The following is a 16,697-nucleotide window of genomic DNA, read 5'->3' on the forward strand; positions in this document are numbered from 1 at the left end:
GTCTGAGGAGCTTGGGGCTGAGGTGTAGTGAACATTTTTAACCTTCTCCTCTTGCCGTTTCATGCCTAAATTGTGTATAGGTATTGGCTATTTCCCTGAATTTGCTAAAGTTAAGTAGTAGCACCATACTTTTTCTTACCAATAACGGAGCTTCGTATCGCTAAACGCGGTTGCTTAATTTCAAATTCGGTGTCTCCGGGTTGGGAAAACACTTTACTTATGGTACAGCCAAATTCACTTAAAGTGAAGTATTACCTTGGTTTTAAATGCTGATCCACGAAGCCTTTAACGAGACTCTGAAGCGGTACAAAATTAGTGGTAGAGCCTTAGCTCAGGAAGCCCAGGCTAGCGAGAGTCTCGTGTCGCAGTTTAGGCACGGTAAGAAAGGCGTAACCGATGACATGCTCGATAGCCTTCTTCAAGCGATGCAGACGATTGCTCCGGGGTCACGCAAGTATTTCTGTTCGCTCCTAGCCGGGGAACCAATAAAGCTGGGTGTAAGCAAGGGTGAGTTTAAGGACATTTCTGAAGACGAGATTCCTGAGTTGTTGATTGCGATCGCACGCCGCTGGAGAGCTGGTGACAACGAAGTTGTGCAAGTAAGTTGATTGAGTTTAAAGCTTTCCAACCACTTTTTTGACTAGAAAATGACGACGTGCAAGCCCTAGCAGTACCCGAATCGAGAATGTGGAGAGGGTGAAGAATTGCATACAAATAACATACCTGTTTAGAAAGTTATAGCCCACATTCCGCTCCACCAAAAATCAGATTCATCACGAATTGTTTGAGGTCACTTCTATGGTCACGAGAATATCCATAGGTTAGGTGAATCGCTTTCGGAGCTACCTCAATTTCTACTCTTGTGCCATCTTCTTTCTTGTGAGTAACTACCACTTCTACTGGGTTATAGAGAAAGGCGAAATGGTCATATTCAGTCAGACGAAAATTCGCCTAACCTAACTCATTTTTATTTTGCTTTAGCCCATACTCCACTCAATTTCGCAAAGCTTTTCACTTATTGAAAGAGATTTTTATAACTTTCACCAAAGGTGTCCACAAATTTTACTTTTGGTCGAGCCGCTATGGTCGCTATCCTAGATAGAGCTTAGGTTTCAGTGTTTACTCTCCCAAGAGCCACTGATATTTATTAAATCAATCCAAATTATTTATTAATCTAAATAGAAAAATACAAGCATAAATTAGCTTCCAGTAAGGCTTTTATGGCTTTTTAGTTTGATTGCAAAAGGGTAGTGATAGCCGCCGTTTATTAGGTAGAATTACTCTTTACATAATAATTAGTATACTTGTACTCTATTCAATAGAGTTTGATAGGGAAGCGCTTTCTCCGTTGGTCTCCCCTTGGCTTTCTCGAAATTAAGGAATAGTAGAGATTTATTATGCATGAGCCAAAAAATTTACTGGATGTGTACAAGCTGTACAACGAATTCATAAAAGCAACAAAAGATAGTAAGACAGCCAAGAACATTCTCAGTGAAACTCAATCAGCTATCATGCGCTTTCTGCTTTCTGGTTTGGGCTATGAAAAAAAGCCTAGTGGCAGGAAGATGACGAGGGCTGAGGTAGAAGCTGCGAAGGAGTTTATGCAAACTCAAAAAATGAATCAACTCCTAAATGCCCATAAGGCGCTACAAAAAGGTTTTGAGAAGCTTAAAGCGTCAACAGCTTCACAAAACACTTATCGGGGTAGATTTGAGCAACTACTAGCTTGGAGCCAAGAGCAGTTTTGGTGGCCAGGAGATGTGCCTAGTGGTTCCAGAAGGCGGAATCAATACTGTCCAAGGATACGAAAGGGGAACGGTAAGGTTAGCAGTAATCGCCTTACTGAGCGTAGGTCGCAGTATTCTACTTACAAATTGCAACCAAAAGAAATTTCAGAATCCCTACAAGCGGAACTTAAAAAGTTCTATAGGTTTCTCACTGAGCCGGAGTGGCCAAGTCGCCTGAGCAAGCCTATTACAGATTCATCGGCTACTATCTACTTAGAAGAGGTACACCTTCTGCTGGGCTGGTTTTATCACGAGCAAAACATTCCGCTTGAGCTACTGAGTCTGAATTTACTCATTCCAAAGATTACAGATGAAGAGCTAGAAGACTTGAGTGAGGTGCAACAGAAAGAACTCTGGTCACAGAATAAATTGGCAGTTGAGACCTGGATTTGTAATTATTTCAAGTTCTTGAGAGAGAGCATGAAGGCTTTTAGCCCAAGAACTAAAAAATTTAAAATGAATACCCTCTCTGCCCTAGCCAAATTCCAATATTACGAAGAAGTTGTCAATATTAATGACTACGCCAATATTCCCGTTATTAAAGTTGTCAACAAATACAGTTGCGCTGTCCGTAAGGAAATCAAAGAGTGGGAGCGTCAAAAACGCTATGTAGTCAATCCAGAAAAAAAATGGCCGGAGGTCATTGAGGGGAAAACCGTGCTGACCACAGTGCGGCATCAGATTTTGGAGCCACTGCGCCTGGAATGTCGGTTTAAGTACGACAACTGGCATATACGCGAGAATCTTACCATTGCTATGAGTCTTCAGCGCTACTTAGTTTGGAGTTTTCTAGCTGATATGCCTGCTAGACGACAGGAGGAGTACAGAAGCACGAGAATCGCTCTTTGTTGTCCCATCGAACGCCCAGCGGATGTTCCATCTGATGGTCTATATCATCCCTTACCACCTGCTGAGGTGCGGTCGAAGCGTTATGACGGCAGCCTTGAAGACAACTACCTCTACAAGACGTATACCTACAAAAACTCCAATTACCCGGATGGAGCCTGGGTTCTAGATATTCAAGATTACAAAACCTTCAAAACCTATGGTTCGCAGCCAATTGTAATTCCCAACCGTCGATTTGCAGATGGTAGCTGTTTGTATGACCATATTGAACGCTATTTATACGGTTGGTGGATGCCAGGAGTTGGTACTCATCAGCTTCTCTATGACTGGTGGTCAACGCATTTGAAAGGTCAACGAGGACAATGGGTTACGGCGGGTCGTGCTTCCTTCAACTGTGGTGATGCTTGCTACATCAGCAATCGAACTCAATCCGACTTTTGGTCATGGGGATATTTCTTTGTCAAACCTATAGTTGGGCTGCCCTACAGTTCATCAAACTTTAAAGACTTAGTTACTGTTGCCGCTCATCGGTTAACTGGCAAGCGGCTTACACCACACACTTTGCGTTATATATGGGCGACTTGGGCCTATCAGGTGGGTCTGACTGACCAACAAAGAGAATCCTTAGCCTACGCAATGGGTCACGATGTCAAAACCCTCTTGGAAATGTATGAGCAATGTACGCCAGATGAGAAACGGCGACCCATTGAAGAAGCAATTGATGAACTATTGTTCAATACGCTTGAGCTAGAGAAGCCGAAGCCTTCTTCAACAACTGATCTGGAAAAACTGGCTAGTGAGTTGCTTCAATTGCCCGAAGCTGACTTTCAGCCGCTGGTGCTGTTACTGACTCAATGACTTCAGCTAAGGATAGCAAAATTCTTACAGTGCTGTTTGAGGGACTATTCATTAGGATGCCTGACTACAAAATTCCCTTATTAATTCTCTAATTCAGTCACAGTGAACGAATGTCCTTGAGTACCTAATCGCGGCTTTGAGCGAGTGTCCTTGAGACCGTTTAGTACTCGTCTATTCATTGACCGCCTAAATACCACACTAAGCATTTGCAAAATCACACTCTTCAAAACATGGTTATGGATAAACCCAAAAACTTGCTCGATGTATATTACCTGTACGAGAAGCACATTGAAGCAATACATGATAGCAAAAGAGCTAAAAATATTCTCAATGAAACCCGCTCAGCCATTGTGCGACCTCTGCTGCTAGGCTTGGGCTATCAAGAGATGATTGGTAGTGGCAAGATGTCAAGCGCTGAAACGCTGGCGGCTAAGGAGTTTATGAAAACTCAAAAATTAGAGAAACTCCTAGATGCCCGTATGGCTCAGCGGCAGGGGTTTAAGCTTCTCAATCGGTCGCAAAAAAGTCAAAAAGTTTACGGAACGCGACTTAATCAGCTATTGAATTGGTGTGAACAGCAACCTTGGTGGTTAGGGAAACAGTTGCACTCTGCCAACATACAAGACCAATGTTGTCCGCGAATTTCAAACACAGAAGTCTTTGAGAAGCAACAGCTTAGCCGTCGTAGAGGCAAGTCTTTTCCTTACACACTACAGCCGCGAGAAACAAGTTCTAATCTACAAGCCGAACTGGAACAGTTCTACCAATTTCTCACAAAACCGGAGTGGCCAGGTCGAGTGACTAACTCACTCACCCATTCCGGTGCTGATAATTACTTAAGTGCAATACGCCTTCTGCTGGGCTGGTTCTATCGATATAAGAGGATACCCTCGGAACAATTGAGCTTGAGTCTACTGATTCCAAAGCTCACAAAGCAGGAGTTAGCAAAACTTAGCAATAAAAAACAACAAAAGCTTTGGAAAGAAAAGCAGCGAGAGTTTGAAACTTGGTTTTGTGATTACCTGAAGTTTCTCAGACAAACTGTTGGTTCTCAAAGTCCTAGAACTAAAGTTTCCCGCTTGACTGCCCTTTCAGCTCTGGGAAAATTTCTCTATCACACAGAAGTTGAGGAGGTAGGTGACTACGCCGATATTCCTGTTCTGAAAGTGATCGGTAAGTATAGTCGCGAGGCCAGTGAGGAAGTTGGTGAGTGGGAGCGTCACAAACGGTACGTCACCAATCAGGAAGAGAAATGGCCCAATGCAATTGAGGGGAAAACTGTTCTGACGACAGTCCGCGAGCAAGTTTTGGAACCGTTACGTTTGGAATGCCGATTTAAAAATAATCATAGAAGGCTACGAGGTGGTAGCGCGATCGCCATTTCTTTTCAACGGTATCTAGCCTGGAGCTTTTTAGCAGATATGCCAGCTAGGCGTCAGGCGGAGTCTAGAAGTTTAAAGATTTCTTTGTCTTGCCCAATCGAACGACCTAAAGAAGTCCCTCTCGACGGTCTATATCACCCCTTACCTCCAGATGAAAAACGCGAAAAGCGCTATGACAATAGTGTTAAAGACAACTATCTTTACAAAACTTATATTCACAAGGGCAAGTTTTACAAAAATGGACTTTGGGTTTTAGATATTCAAGATTACAAAACTCTGAAAATACATAGCCCTCAGTCAATTGTGGTTCCTAACCGTCCATTCGCTGATGGTACCTGCGTTTATGATCACATTGAACGCTATTTATACGGTTGGTGGATACCGGGGGGGCGTAACAAGCAGCAAATCTATGACTGGTGGCAGCCCGAACTTAACGGCTGTCGCGGACGATGGATAACTCTAGGCCGTGCGGAGTTCAACCCTAACGATGTCTGCTGCCTTCAAAACAAAACCGAGTCGGAATTTTGGTCATGGGGATATTTGTTCATACAGCCAATTGCTGGAATGCCGCTTAACAAATCAGAATTTTGGGGATTAGTTACATCTGCGGCGCATCGATTAACTGGTAAATATATCTCACCCCATACGATGCGTTCTGTCTGGGCGACCTGGGCTTTCCAGGTGGGTCTGACTGATCAACAAAAAGAATCACTGGCCTATGCGATGGGTCACAAGCTCGAAACTCTGAAAAAAATGTATGAGCGATGTACGCCGGAGGAAAAACGACGACCCATAGAGGAGGCCATAGAGGAACTGTTGTTTGAGACCCTTCAATCCGACAAGCTGCAAACTCCTTCAACTCCTGACCCAGTTACACTGGCTCGTCAGTTACAGAAATTGACACCAGTTGAACGGCAGCGCTTGGTACAGATGCTTTCACGGTAACTGGTGGGTGCAGTTTTATGTTGAGAGATCGAGCAGGCTACTGCTGCCACTTTTGCTATCCGATTGGCAGCCTATTCCACATTTAGTATCGGTTGCTGCGGGAGCTGGGTCACTCGTTCTGCAACCCCAGCAACTCCCGTAGTTCTTCCTCGGATGCGATCGCTCTCCACCCCCCAGCGGCCTCGACACGTTGCAACATTGTTTCTATCGCTAGCGATACCAGGACTTCCTTACGAATCTTACGCCCCATAGAACGGCGGGTCTGTTTCACGGCATCATCCAAGGTATCGTTCAATGGCTCTGGTATCCTCGCTGATAAGGGATACAGGGGAGTTGCCTTGGTATCTTCTGATTCTTGCTCAGCTTTTCCTGATTCCTGATTCCTGATTCCCGATTCCTGATTATTTTTTTCTGATTCATGAATCTTGATTACTGAATCAGTTTTCCAGATTCCTGAATCTTCTTGAGGAGCTTCGTCGCATGGTTCGGGAGCAATGGACTCTTTTTGGGAGTCGTTGAACAGTTGCAGTGGATTGCGCTGCCCCATGCGATTTTTACTTTCTGCCATGTTTCTTCAACCCCCATTCCTTCATCACTTCACCAGCTAATGCTTTAAATGCACTTGCTCCTTTACTTTTGGGAGCATATTCAAATATTGATTGCCCGTGTCCAGCAGATTCCGCGATCGCAACGTTTTCCGGAATGCAGATTCGTAGGAGATTGAATCGGTTGTCACTGACCAGCACCGAGTCAGCTTCCACTGTCATGTTCAATGCTGGTTTGTGTCGGCTACGCAAAACATCAACGGGTACGTCTGGATTGACATCTTTAAGGGTGTCGAGTACTTGAGCCAACCCCACTAGTACCAGGGGGTCTGCCAACACTGGCACGAGAACTCGATCCGCTACTACAAGTGCGGCAACTGTAGCAGGGACGAGGGAGGGAGGACAATCCAGCAGCACCAGGTCGCAATCTAGTTTGCTAATGGCTTTGCGTAAAATCTCTGGGGAATCCCACTTTACATAAGCAGTATCCGTTCCACCAGGAATTAAGGGCACAGCGGTATCGGTGCGTAAAACCTCTTCTCCTTCCAACCAGCGGTCAAACCCCGGTTGTTTTCCAGGTACTAATCCCAAGGCATAGGTAGCGGAGCCTTGAGCATCCATGTCTACCAGCACTACTTTGATTTTTTGCTGTTGTAACCCTGAACATAAATTGACACAGGTACAAGTTTTCCCAACGCCCCCTTTCTGGGACGCGATCGCGATTGTAAGCATTTTAGAATTCACCCTTCACAGGTTTAGCATAGCCGACATTCAGGAATCTGAGAATAAAGAATCATGATTAATTAGTCTTGAATAAGGATTCATATTTAAGGATTACAGAATCATGATTCATGAAAATTGCTCAACGAGCTGATTTGCTCACGCCTTCGAGGTTACGCTCTGATAAAATCAATCGCCGAAGTACTTGCCAGATGTCTATGGAATAGCAGCTCGGCAATAAATCAGCAACAGGAGATGCCGTGCCAGTCAATGCCGACAAACCCCACTTGTGGAAGCCAGATATTGCCCAGTCGGTAGACTTTTACAACAACTGGTTCATGCAGTTTGCTCCCACCGCCTACCGCGAGACTCGCCTTGCTACAACTCAACAAGTCGAGTCAGCATTAACCTGGACAGCCAATCTGACCGACATCACCCCGGCTCTGCTGCGTCAGCATCCGGAAGTTCTGCCTAGTCCGAGGTATTTAACTGTTGATGAGATTGAATCCGATCGCGTTGGCAATCCCTTAAGAGAACGTCAGTTATTCCTATTGACGTGCTATTTGCCAGAAGATGAAGTGAAAGCCAAGTATCCCAACCTTTGGAATTATCTTCAGCTAGGAGTAGAGACAGGGATTAATAATCGCTACCTGTGCAGACATCGCTCCCCCTGGTACTCGCAGGAAAACCGTCCTCCCTCCCCCTTCCTGTGTACCTATATGGGTCGTCAGAACACGAGTAGAGGCAAACCCTTCCGATTTATCCTGAACCACTCAAGAGCAACGGCAACTAATGTTTACTTGATGTTATATCCTAAACCTGCATTAGAGAAGGCACTCTCTCACAAGCCAGAACGGCTCAAACAGGTGTGGCAGGCTCTCAATCAAATTTCGGATGAGACACTAATGAGTGAGGGGAGAGTGTACGGGGGCGGACTGCATAAACTGGAGCCGAAAGAACTTGGACTAGCAATTGTTCCGAGCGCAGCGCTAGCTGACTTCAGCTACTACTCCATCTACACCTAAATTCTTGAAGGTCGAATGTCTAGACGCGATAATTTACATTTCTCCCTGTGTCGCACCCTCGAAAAAGACGGGTGGACAATTACGGACGATCCTTTAGTTTTAGTATTAGAGCAGACACTGTTGAAAGCCGACTTAGGAGCCGAAAAGTTTTTCACAGCGGAAAAAGAAGGGCATAAAATCGCCGTTGAAATCAAAGACTTCGATTCGCCCTCAGTCATCAGCGAACTCGAAAAAACGATGGGACAGCTTCAGCTTTACCAATGGGCATTGGAAGAACAAGAACCGGAGCGTCAGTTGTTTTTAGCCGTGAGCCAAGCGATCTACATTAAGCACTTTCAAAAACCGATTTTTCAGTTAGCCGTCCAGCGCAATAAAATCAACTTATTAGTTTACGAACCCAGTCAAGAGACGATTCTCCAATGGATAACTCACTAAGCTATGCAGACATCCTCAAAAAAACCCTGCAAGAGGCAACTCGCGCCCAACCCCGTTTACAGGCGATCCAGCTTTACCCCGTCTGCGATGTTGATTCTGGTCACTTTCTAGTTCTGGCTACAGGCTGGGATAAGCAGCGCTGGATCGACACGATTCTGTTTCATGCTCGTTTAGTCGATAATCAAGTCGTGATTGAAGAGGATAATTTCGAGGAAGGTCTAAGCCAAGCGCTGATTGCGGCGGGTATAAAAGCAGAGCATATCGTGACTAGCTCCTCCCCTGACAACAGCGATACACAGAGAGTGTATGAGACTGTGTAAAGTCCCTCGAGCTAAAATCGCTATGCGTAAATCATCAAGATTTGTGGGGAGAAGGGTGGCTGAAAGACAGCTTTTGCACGGCGGCGCGTTTTGTCTCCTCCCCCCGTCGGTCGTACTTAGCGGTGGTAACTGGCGAGGCATGACCAGCGAGTTTTTGCACGGTGGCGATATCCACTCCGGCATCGAGGAGGTCTGAACAGAAGGTACGGCGAAAATCGTGGGGGGAGAAGGACTCTATCCCTGCCATCTGACCCCGACGCTGCACAATTTTGAGTACGGCATCCGGTGTAATCTGCCTCCACTGCAACGTCCCACTGCTGCGGATGGGCAGTAAGAGTGGACCGGGTTGATGACCCCGAACGGCAATCCACCGCTCTACGAAGGTGATCGCCTCCTGAGGTAAGTAAACTATCCGGTCTTTTTGACCCTTCCCTTGGCGAACTTGCAAAGCCCCGCTATTCGGCTCAAAATCCTCAAGATTCAGGTGACACAGTTCTGCTCGTCGGATTCCGGTTCCCCGCAAGATAGCAATCAGCGCCGCATCCCTCACGTCAATGGGTGCATCAGAATTCATGCAAGTTTGCATCAGGGCTGATATTTCACCAGGTTTAAGCGCTCTCCCCTTGAGTTTTCTGGACTCACTGATTCGAGGTAAATCCACAGCTTTTGTGTAATCGTCGGCACCGAGCAAATCCAGACGGTAAGCTTCCTTGAGAACCCGCTTAAGAGCGGACAACATTTTATTCGCTGTTGCGGGCGCATACCGTTGCATTAAAACTGACCGCACACTGGAGGTATGGTGATAGCGAAGCTTAGACCAGTCCAGGCTCAAATGGTCGCATTCGCCGGAGGTCAACAGAGAGGCGATCGCATCCAAGGTCTGTTTCATGGTTGGTCTAGACCCTTGCGCCAAATTCGAGAGGTAGACCGCTGCTGGGTGACGGTTGAGAGGTACGGGTTCTGAAAGCTTTAGATTTTCCGGACTTTTATCCCGGTGGCGAGTAACCAAGGCATTGCCAGTATTTAGAAGGGCTGTTCTAAATAGTACTGCTAAACCGGAAACCCCCTGACCGCCGGGATATATTTCTAACTGGGTTAACGGTATGCCTGTTGCCTTGTGTGTCAGGTTGGCTCATCAGATTCTCTGGAGTTGGGCACATCAAAAACCACCTGAAACTCAGATGCTGGCATATACCGATGTAAAAACCGACGATGGTCTTCTGCATCTTGGCGATTAAAAAAACGGGCTACCGTGTAACGCCGCAGGTCGGGTAACAGCCGGACGATTGCCCAAGGACGAGAATAATCTTCGGGTTGTTGCACCTGTTGATCGGTCGTGGCTTGCCCTAGTTTGGGTGCAAGAGCCTTTTGGACAATCGCCCACATCTGCTCCCGTACTGGGCTGTTGTTATTCGGTATCAAGCTCCAATCGCCCACTGGGGCAGGTAGCCAAGTCAGACTGTAATCGTCCTGATCCTCTTTGCAAAGCTGCCAGGATAGACGGCGGGTTTGTTTCTTGCACTGATAACCTTGTTGGCGAAAAACGGTACAAATCTGTTCGCCTTCAGAACAAAGGCGAAGCCAATCGCTATGCTTCATCGGTATTTTGGGTGTGATGAGTAAATCGGGGTGAGCGCAGGTTCGAGGGGATTTAAGCGCTTTTGGTGTTGAGGGAAGGCGAAGCTCCAGCGGAGCCGAAGAGCGCTAACGCTTTGATAAACTCGTGACAAGAGCGATAGCGCAAGCGCTGCTGTAAGCAGTTCGCCTATCAATGTGCTTGTAATCAAGTGGAAGTTGATACGTTTTTCACACTCACTGTTCCATAGGCATCGTTGAACTTAATTCGGGCTTTGACTTAAAAGGTGACGGAAACCGTCACAGCCATGCTGATGGACTTGTTTTTACCTTAATGGGGAGTGCCTAGCGAAAATATGGAGTTTTCCTATTGACATCCGAAGGATTTTTCCTACCGACCGAGACAGAGGCGATTTAAAAGTGTCTGGGGGATGTCTTCATAGCACTCCAAAAAGACATCCGCCAGCGCTAGATACCACTTGTGGTAATGCCTGGGGGGTTGGTAGTGGCGTCCTCGTTGAAACCAGCGATTAACCGTCGTGATGTCACATCGGCATAGCTGGGCTATTTGCTCGTAGGTCACTCCCCATTTCTCGTAAAATTGCCTAGGGGTCATTTCCAGTCGGCAGTTGCAAAAAAGCTCGATAAGCCGCAGTTCGCGATCGCCAATGGGGTGGGGATTTCTCATCGTTTTTCCCCTTTAGCTCGCAAGTCCTCTTCCCAAGCGGTGGCGGCAACGACCCAAGCAGCACTTGAACTCGCTGAGTCGAGCCACAGGATGTAACGCCACATCCAACAGCAGCGGTGAGGGGCGTAGCTGTAGAAGCGCCCAATCACTATCCCCCATTCAGAACCACTAGGGCTAACAATTACCACCATTACTCCGAACTCAAAGCGGGGTTTTGGGGTGCTATTGGGAAAGTCAGATGGTAAGGAAGCTGACTGGGGAAACTCTAGGGTAATGGGACGAGAGAAAACATCGGCGTTGCCGTAACGGTGAGCGTTCAAATAACCACTAACGAGCTTTCCGTTGAGGCTAGCCGTTAGCTGACCAATGAGTATTGCCGCTAAGGAGTCGAGTTCTTCTGGCTCTAGGTGGAGTGAGTGGGCATCGAAGTCAGCATCTTTAAAATTACTCAGCGTTTCGAGTAGTTCGGTGATGCCAAAGTCGGATAGGGCTTGCTGGTATCCGTCTTGATAGGCTGTGGTACGGCACTTTGGAGTGCCTGAATCGGTGGAATTTGTCATGATAGGTATGGTTTTTCTTTGATAGGAAGAGCCATTGGCAGACCCCCGCCGGTCAAAGCACTGGGTCTGCCTTTTAGCTTTTTTGAGCGAGGAGCCTTTAAGCTCCGTATTTGTTACAGCAAGAAGCCATATACTTGCCATATAAAAACTGCCCTTATTGTATGGCATAATGCCAGTCCTATAAGTAAAATGAATTCAAGGCACTCCGTTTCGCTCGAAAAGAAAATGACCTTTCGTCTGACCGAAGAAGAGTTTCAGCATCTGGAGTCTTACTGCAACCAGGTCAAAAGAAGCAAAACAGAGATACTTCGAGAGCTTATCCGCTCTTTACCCGAATCAAAATCAGAAAGCCAAGCAGAGCAGTGAACACAGTTACCATCCCACTTAACCTGCCATCAGTACCGTTGCTAGAACGGCATAATCTCCCTAGATGCCAATCCATCTACTTTGTATTGGAAAGCGGAGTCATCCCTCTGCATCCCGATGCACTTTCAGTGGAGGAGAAGGCATTGCTGGGAAAGCATTAAAGGAACTGACTTTCTTATACCAAGATGAACTGGCAGGTCGGGGACTTTACCAACGCAAGGCTAAAGGCGACCGCCGCCCGCGTTCCCCATAATTGGGGATGTAAGCTCCATTGTCCGAACTATCCGGATTCAACAGATAACGTTGCGAATAGTTAATAGATGGGGCTGCGGCTTTTTCACAGTCCCAAGGTACTTCAAGCGCCAATAGAACCTTGCGTTTTCGGAGTTTTGTCAGCCAATCAATAAAGAGACATCCAAGAGCTTTTGTCTCTGTGTACTTGTTTTTGATGCGTGACTCTAATAGTCATCTTTACCCTTCGGTTCAATATGTCTGTCCGACATGCACCCTAGAAATTTCCGTTGGCGCAACCGTGTCTGGTGTGTGTTCCAGTTGAGTCCGATTGTATTGACTAGCGGTATCGCGGCTGATTCGGCACAGGCAAGCCCCCTCGACTCATTACCTGCTCCTCAACCTGACCCTCCAACTCTTCAGAAACCGCTCACTCGCCTCCCACTGACATCACAACCGTCTCCACTGCCAACCCCTACTCCCCCAGAAGCGTTCCCTAATCAAGGAGGAAGCCTCGACACTGCGACGGCTAACCGAAGAGGACGCTTCGATGGGGAGACGCCCAGACGCGGAGAGTCATATGAGTTTCTCCATCGAAGTGATGAGTCTCCAGCACCTGGGCTACCACAGGATGAAAGACAACTTACTTCCTTATATTCCTCTGTTTCTAAAACAACTTCCTTGCATTCCTCATCAGTGGAGAGTACACCACAAGACTCTCTGTGCTTTGAGACAAATTCAGCAGGAGAGCTTGAAAATAGTCCAGACACTATCACTGTTTCCCGGTTCGAGTTCGTTATCAATCATCTAGCCAAGACGGATGAAGAATTGAAGAACTTCACTCGTGACTATCTCAACAAACCTCTCTCTCCTGCACAGTTACTTTCGGTTGCAACTCTTATCACCAAATATTATGTTGCTCGTGGCTTCATCACTTCTCATGCCATTGTTTGTATCCCGAAATTAACCCAACAGCAAGGAAAAGGGGTCGTCCAAATCCGATTGATTTCAGGGGAGTTAGACAGGATTGATGAGAAATTATCCCCGGCTTTTCAGGAGGAAAAGAAGTCCGGTGCGGCACAATCTTTCAGTACTTCACTCAGCTTCGATACTAGTCTTTTTTCTCGTTTGCCAACCTTCCAACAAAAAGTTGTGTTTAGTGAAGCGAACTTGCTGGGGATGGGAGATGGTTTGAGTGTGGGCTATACCCATACCGAGGTAACAAATGACTGGGATATCAGCTACACCTTGCCCCTCAATGCTCGCGATGGGACTCTTAGTTTTGCCTACTCTCAAAGTGAGACTTATGCGAGCGAGTCTCCCTCTGAAAACATACAGGAGGCTGGGAATAGTTCAGGCTATGAATTAGCGTCGCGCTCTTACGAATTGACGCTGCGCCAACCAGTAAGGAGAAGCTTTTTGGGGGAAAGCGATCGCTTTAAGGAGCAGCAGCCAACTCATGAGGAATTGGCTCTCGGTCTAACCGCTTTTTTAGGAGAAAGTTCGACTACCTTGTCAAAGGTTCCTTTCCCTTTCTCTTCATGGTCTGATGATAATGGGCTGACGCGCACTTTGGCACTGCGGTTTTTGATGGAATGGAAAAGGGAGAACGCACAAGAGGTGATTGAGCTTCGTTCTCAATTTAGCTTTGGACTCAATACCTTTGGTTCCACTACTAATGAACCGAACGCTGAGGTGAATCAAGTTGTTCTCAGTAACCACTTTTTTTCCTGGCAGGGTCAGGCGCAGTGGTCGCGCTTTTTAGCTAAGGATACAGTGTTGCTATTGCGTGCCAATGCTCAACTGGCAGACGGGGCGTTGGTGCCTTTGGAGCAGTTCGCGCTGGGAGGAAAGGGCAGTGTGCGGGGTTACTCACAAGATTTCCTTCTCACCGATAATGGGATTAAAGCTTCGGCAGAGGTGCAGCTCCCTGTCCTGCGTGTTTTCAGGGAAAAAGGGGTGATACAGGTTGTTCCCTTTGTTGATTGGGGTATGGTCTGGAATAGTTCTGGAGGAGCGAATCCCAGTCCCAACTCTCTGGCATCTGTTGGTCTGGGTTTGCAGTGGCAACAGGGTGATTTTACCGCTCGCTTGGACTGGGGAATTCCTTTAGTGTCGGTAGATTCACAAGATGGAACAGGGCAAGAAAATGGTCTGTATTTCTCCGTGCAATACAACCATTAAGTACCATTGAGCAGGGTTCCTCCTGGGTTAATTAAGAGTCCTCAACCTCAGATGAGAGTCAAAGGGCGATTCTGAGCGCTGGCGACCTGCTCCGAGCGGTAAGTTTTCTGTAACATCAGTTAATGATATTCCCAATCCCGACCTGAAGCGAGTTGTTAAGCTCTGAAGAGTTTTATGTTTTCTCAACACCAAACTGAACAATGCAACTTCCTTCAAGTAGTTCTACCGCCAACTCTAGCGCAGTGAAAGGAGGATTTTTACTATTGACAGCTTCTTGCATACCTTTAGATAACTCACCCATCTTCAATACACCCAAACCAGCATCTGACCAATGGCTGTCTTTCAGTTCATATGTAGCGTTTGGTAAAAAATTACTGGTTGTAGGTTCTCGCAAGGCAACAAATTTGTGCTGAGCATTTGCTTTAAACCCAAAATGCAGCGCTTCAGGTTTTTGGTTGATCGTGATGGAAGCCAGAACTCCTGAGAAAAGACAGATCATCACATTGTTGGATAGCCGCTCCAACCTCAGACACTTAAGTACTTTTTTCTGATAGTCCATGCCTTTGATTTCCAGGCTAGGATAATGTTCAATCACTTGCGAGCGCAACAAAAAACCCGTAACGGTTTCTGAATTCTGGATAGAAGATAGAACCTTTTGTTTACATTGCTGATAATACGCTTCCTGAGTTAGAACATCTCCAATTCCAAAAGCACCATCAATTACACACGCTAGCCAGGTAGTATCTACTTGAAAAAATCGTAGGGACTCTAAGGGAAGTAAGCCTGGGTCAGGCACTAAATAATTAAAAGGGATGCTATCCAATAAAATCAAATTTTTAAACCAATCACAAATACTTTTAGGCACATCATCATCTATAGTATTTGTTTGCTGAGATTGAAACAAAAGCTGAATGGAATTCTTGTCAATTTCTCTAGGCTGACCAGAAGGTTTATTCCCATCCCAATTGTGCAGGGTATCCCTATTCATGAGCTGCTGTTGAAGATATTGGCGTTTCCAATTAAATAGATTTATAGACAGAGATTTATCTTGTAGCGCCAGTAGTCTGCCAAGCTGCCATGCAGCAGCGTAGGAACTGTCGAACAGCCCAATTTCGCAATCATAAACTAGAAGCTGATCAGCAGCTCTTACGGGAAAATTAAATAAAAACGGTTGTTGATTTTTACCCGGTAAAAGAGGGCTATGATACCAGGAAACAGTGGTTTGAAAGTTACGCAGGTGATGCTTGAGAGGTACATAGCCCTTTTTGAGATAATGATTGACGGTTCCCTTTTTGTCAGAAGGATTGACGGTTTCATCTTTGCCAGCCAGCTTTAAAGTTCCTACATCTAAGCTAGTTAACAGGTTTCTGAAATGGTCTTGGGAATTCGTTGTGTCGCAAACAAAGTCCCAACTGTGCAGAGAAACAACAGCCGTAAAAGCGTCATTATCCTTGTTGTATGCTTTCTGTTGCTGTCCATTAATTGTAGAGTTATCTAGCGAGTTCCCCTGCTTTTTAGGAGAATTTGACTCTACCTTTAAGCAAAAGAAGTGCTCTAGAGAAACCAAGTGAACGGTATTGAGGCCAGGTCTGGGTAATCGATTTCCAATGACGACAGACAGTTCAATTTCGCTACCATCCTCATGGGTACCTTTTCGCACATGCGAGAGTAGTTTCAAATCTGCGGCAGAGGGAAGCAGCTTTTTCAGAAGTTCTGTAGGAATTTGCAGCAGAGAAACAGGATCTTCTTTAGTTTGGGTAGGGGATGCTTGAGGAGGAGGTGAGAGTTCACCCACGGTAACTACTTCAGGTTGAGCCACTTCGCCTTCATGAAACAGCAGCAAGGCTAACCAGGGTGCTTCTGAATTTTGGGACTTTGCAGAAGCATCTGCTGAAGCCTTTTTTTCCCAGGGAGGTTGTATAGCGCGGCGTTCCCAGGGCAGAGTGCTGCGCTTCAGGATTACACTGGGGAGTACATGGGTGTAGCTTCCTTTACTGCTAGCAGCGGGAAAAACTGAGTAAACCGTTTGTGGGTTAAGGGAAAACTGATCTCCCTCTACATGAAAAGTGCGGGTACTCGAAAACGTTGTATCCGTCTTAATCTCAGCGTTGCTCAGGGTTTGGGTGACAGTAACGGTATACGTCCCTGCCTGCAATGAGGGGCGGTCATTCTCAATAAATTGCACTGCTTGGGGTGTCATGGTCGTCTCTGTCATAACCAGCAAATTCCA

Annotated in this window: 15 protein-coding genes; 8 read left to right on the forward strand and 7 right to left on the reverse strand. The window is 46.3% G+C overall.

All coding sequences use genetic code 11. From position 1 onward, the window contains the following. Positions 1–266: 266 nt before the first annotated feature. The 3 genes from NDI48_29470 to NDI48_29480 all read left to right on the forward strand — a co-directional run bounded on the left by NDI48_29470 (position 267) and on the right by NDI48_29480 (position 5,818). Entirely contained in the window at positions 267–608 is a 342-nt protein-coding gene (locus NDI48_29470) for a hypothetical protein (protein ID MEP0835295.1), read from the forward strand. A 789-nt stretch (positions 609–1,397) separates the two neighbouring features. Further along, complete coding sequence (locus NDI48_29475; GenBank protein MEP0835296.1) at positions 1,398–3,491, forward strand: hypothetical protein; 2,094 nt, start codon at positions 1,398–1,400, stop codon at positions 3,489–3,491. Between the two features lie 236 nt (positions 3,492–3,727). Continuing rightward, entirely contained in the window at positions 3,728–5,818 is a 2,091-nt protein-coding gene (locus tag NDI48_29480) for a hypothetical protein (GenBank protein ID MEP0835297.1), read from the forward strand. Positions 5,819–5,927: 109 nt separating this feature from the next. Here the strand turns inward: NDI48_29480 and NDI48_29485 are convergent, their stop codons facing one another. Together NDI48_29485 and NDI48_29490 are read right to left on the reverse strand one after the other, a co-directional pair. Beyond that, positions 5,928–6,386 (reverse strand): hypothetical protein, encoded by a 459-nt coding sequence (locus tag NDI48_29485; protein MEP0835298.1) that lies wholly within the window; start codon positions 6,384–6,386, stop codon positions 5,928–5,930. Next, positions 6,373–7,095, reverse strand: coding sequence for a ParA family protein (locus NDI48_29490; protein MEP0835299.1), 723 nt, complete (start codon positions 7,093–7,095; stop codon positions 6,373–6,375). Before NDI48_29490 ends, NDI48_29485 begins: the two co-directional genes overlap by 14 nt. Before the next feature lie 248 nt (positions 7,096–7,343). Between NDI48_29490 and NDI48_29495 the strand changes: the two genes are divergently transcribed. Genes NDI48_29495 through NDI48_29505 form a run of 3 tightly spaced genes read left to right on the forward strand, consistent with a single transcriptional unit; the run spans position 7,344 to position 8,863 of the window. After that, positions 7,344–8,108 carry a hypothetical protein gene (locus NDI48_29495; GenBank protein MEP0835300.1) on the forward strand — a complete coding sequence of 255 codons (765 nt, stop codon included), beginning with the start codon at positions 7,344–7,346 and terminating at the stop codon, positions 8,106–8,108. Positions 8,109–8,123: 15 nt separating this feature from the next. After that, positions 8,124–8,543, forward strand: a complete 420-nt coding sequence (locus tag NDI48_29500; GenBank protein MEP0835301.1) for a XisH family protein — start codon at positions 8,124–8,126, stop codon at positions 8,541–8,543. Then, the gene (locus NDI48_29505) at positions 8,528–8,863 is read left to right on the forward strand and encodes a XisI protein (protein MEP0835302.1); all 336 of its coding nucleotides are present in this window, start codon (positions 8,528–8,530) and stop codon (positions 8,861–8,863) included. The genes NDI48_29500 and NDI48_29505 overlap by 16 nt, the downstream gene beginning before the upstream one ends. Before the next feature lie 34 nt (positions 8,864–8,897). Here NDI48_29505 and NDI48_29510 read toward each other — a convergent pair whose 3' ends face one another. From NDI48_29510 to NDI48_29525, 4 genes are all read right to left on the reverse strand, one after another. Beyond that, the gene (locus tag NDI48_29510; protein ID MEP0835303.1) at positions 8,898–9,872 is read right to left on the reverse strand and encodes a tyrosine-type recombinase/integrase; all 975 of its coding nucleotides are present in this window, start codon (positions 9,870–9,872) and stop codon (positions 8,898–8,900) included. 113 nt (positions 9,873–9,985) lie between these two features. Beyond that, positions 9,986–10,462: a hypothetical protein gene (locus NDI48_29515; GenBank protein ID MEP0835304.1), complete on the reverse strand. Its 477-nt coding sequence runs from the start codon at positions 10,460–10,462 to the stop codon at positions 9,986–9,988. Positions 10,463–10,829: 367 nt separating this feature from the next. After that, positions 10,830–11,126 (reverse strand): helix-turn-helix domain-containing protein, encoded by a 297-nt coding sequence (locus NDI48_29520; GenBank protein ID MEP0835305.1) that lies wholly within the window; start codon positions 11,124–11,126, stop codon positions 10,830–10,832. Next, the gene (locus NDI48_29525) at positions 11,123–11,686 is read right to left on the reverse strand and encodes a hypothetical protein (protein MEP0835306.1); all 564 of its coding nucleotides are present in this window, start codon (positions 11,684–11,686) and stop codon (positions 11,123–11,125) included. The genes NDI48_29520 and NDI48_29525 overlap by 4 nt, the downstream gene beginning before the upstream one ends. 362 nt (positions 11,687–12,048) lie before the next feature. On the opposite strand from NDI48_29525, the gene NDI48_29530 reads away from it, so the two are divergent. Together NDI48_29530 and NDI48_29535 are read left to right on the forward strand one after the other, a co-directional pair. Further along, positions 12,049–12,213, forward strand: a complete 165-nt coding sequence (locus NDI48_29530) for a hypothetical protein (protein ID MEP0835307.1) — start codon at positions 12,049–12,051, stop codon at positions 12,211–12,213. Positions 12,214–12,553: 340 nt separating this feature from the next. Then, positions 12,554–14,467 (forward strand): BamA/TamA family outer membrane protein, encoded by a 1,914-nt coding sequence (locus NDI48_29535; GenBank protein ID MEP0835308.1) that lies wholly within the window; start codon positions 12,554–12,556, stop codon positions 14,465–14,467. Positions 14,468–14,639: 172 nt separating this feature from the next. Here the strand turns inward: NDI48_29535 and NDI48_29540 are convergent, their stop codons facing one another. Next, positions 14,640–16,682, reverse strand: coding sequence for a hypothetical protein (locus NDI48_29540; GenBank protein MEP0835309.1), 2,043 nt, complete (start codon positions 16,680–16,682; stop codon positions 14,640–14,642). Between the last annotated feature and the right edge of the window lie 15 nt (positions 16,683–16,697).

Origin of the sequence: Microcoleus sp. AS-A8 (genome assembly GCA_039962225.1) — a bacterium.
Lineage (GTDB): Bacteria > Cyanobacteriota > Cyanobacteriia > Cyanobacteriales > Coleofasciculaceae > Allocoleopsis.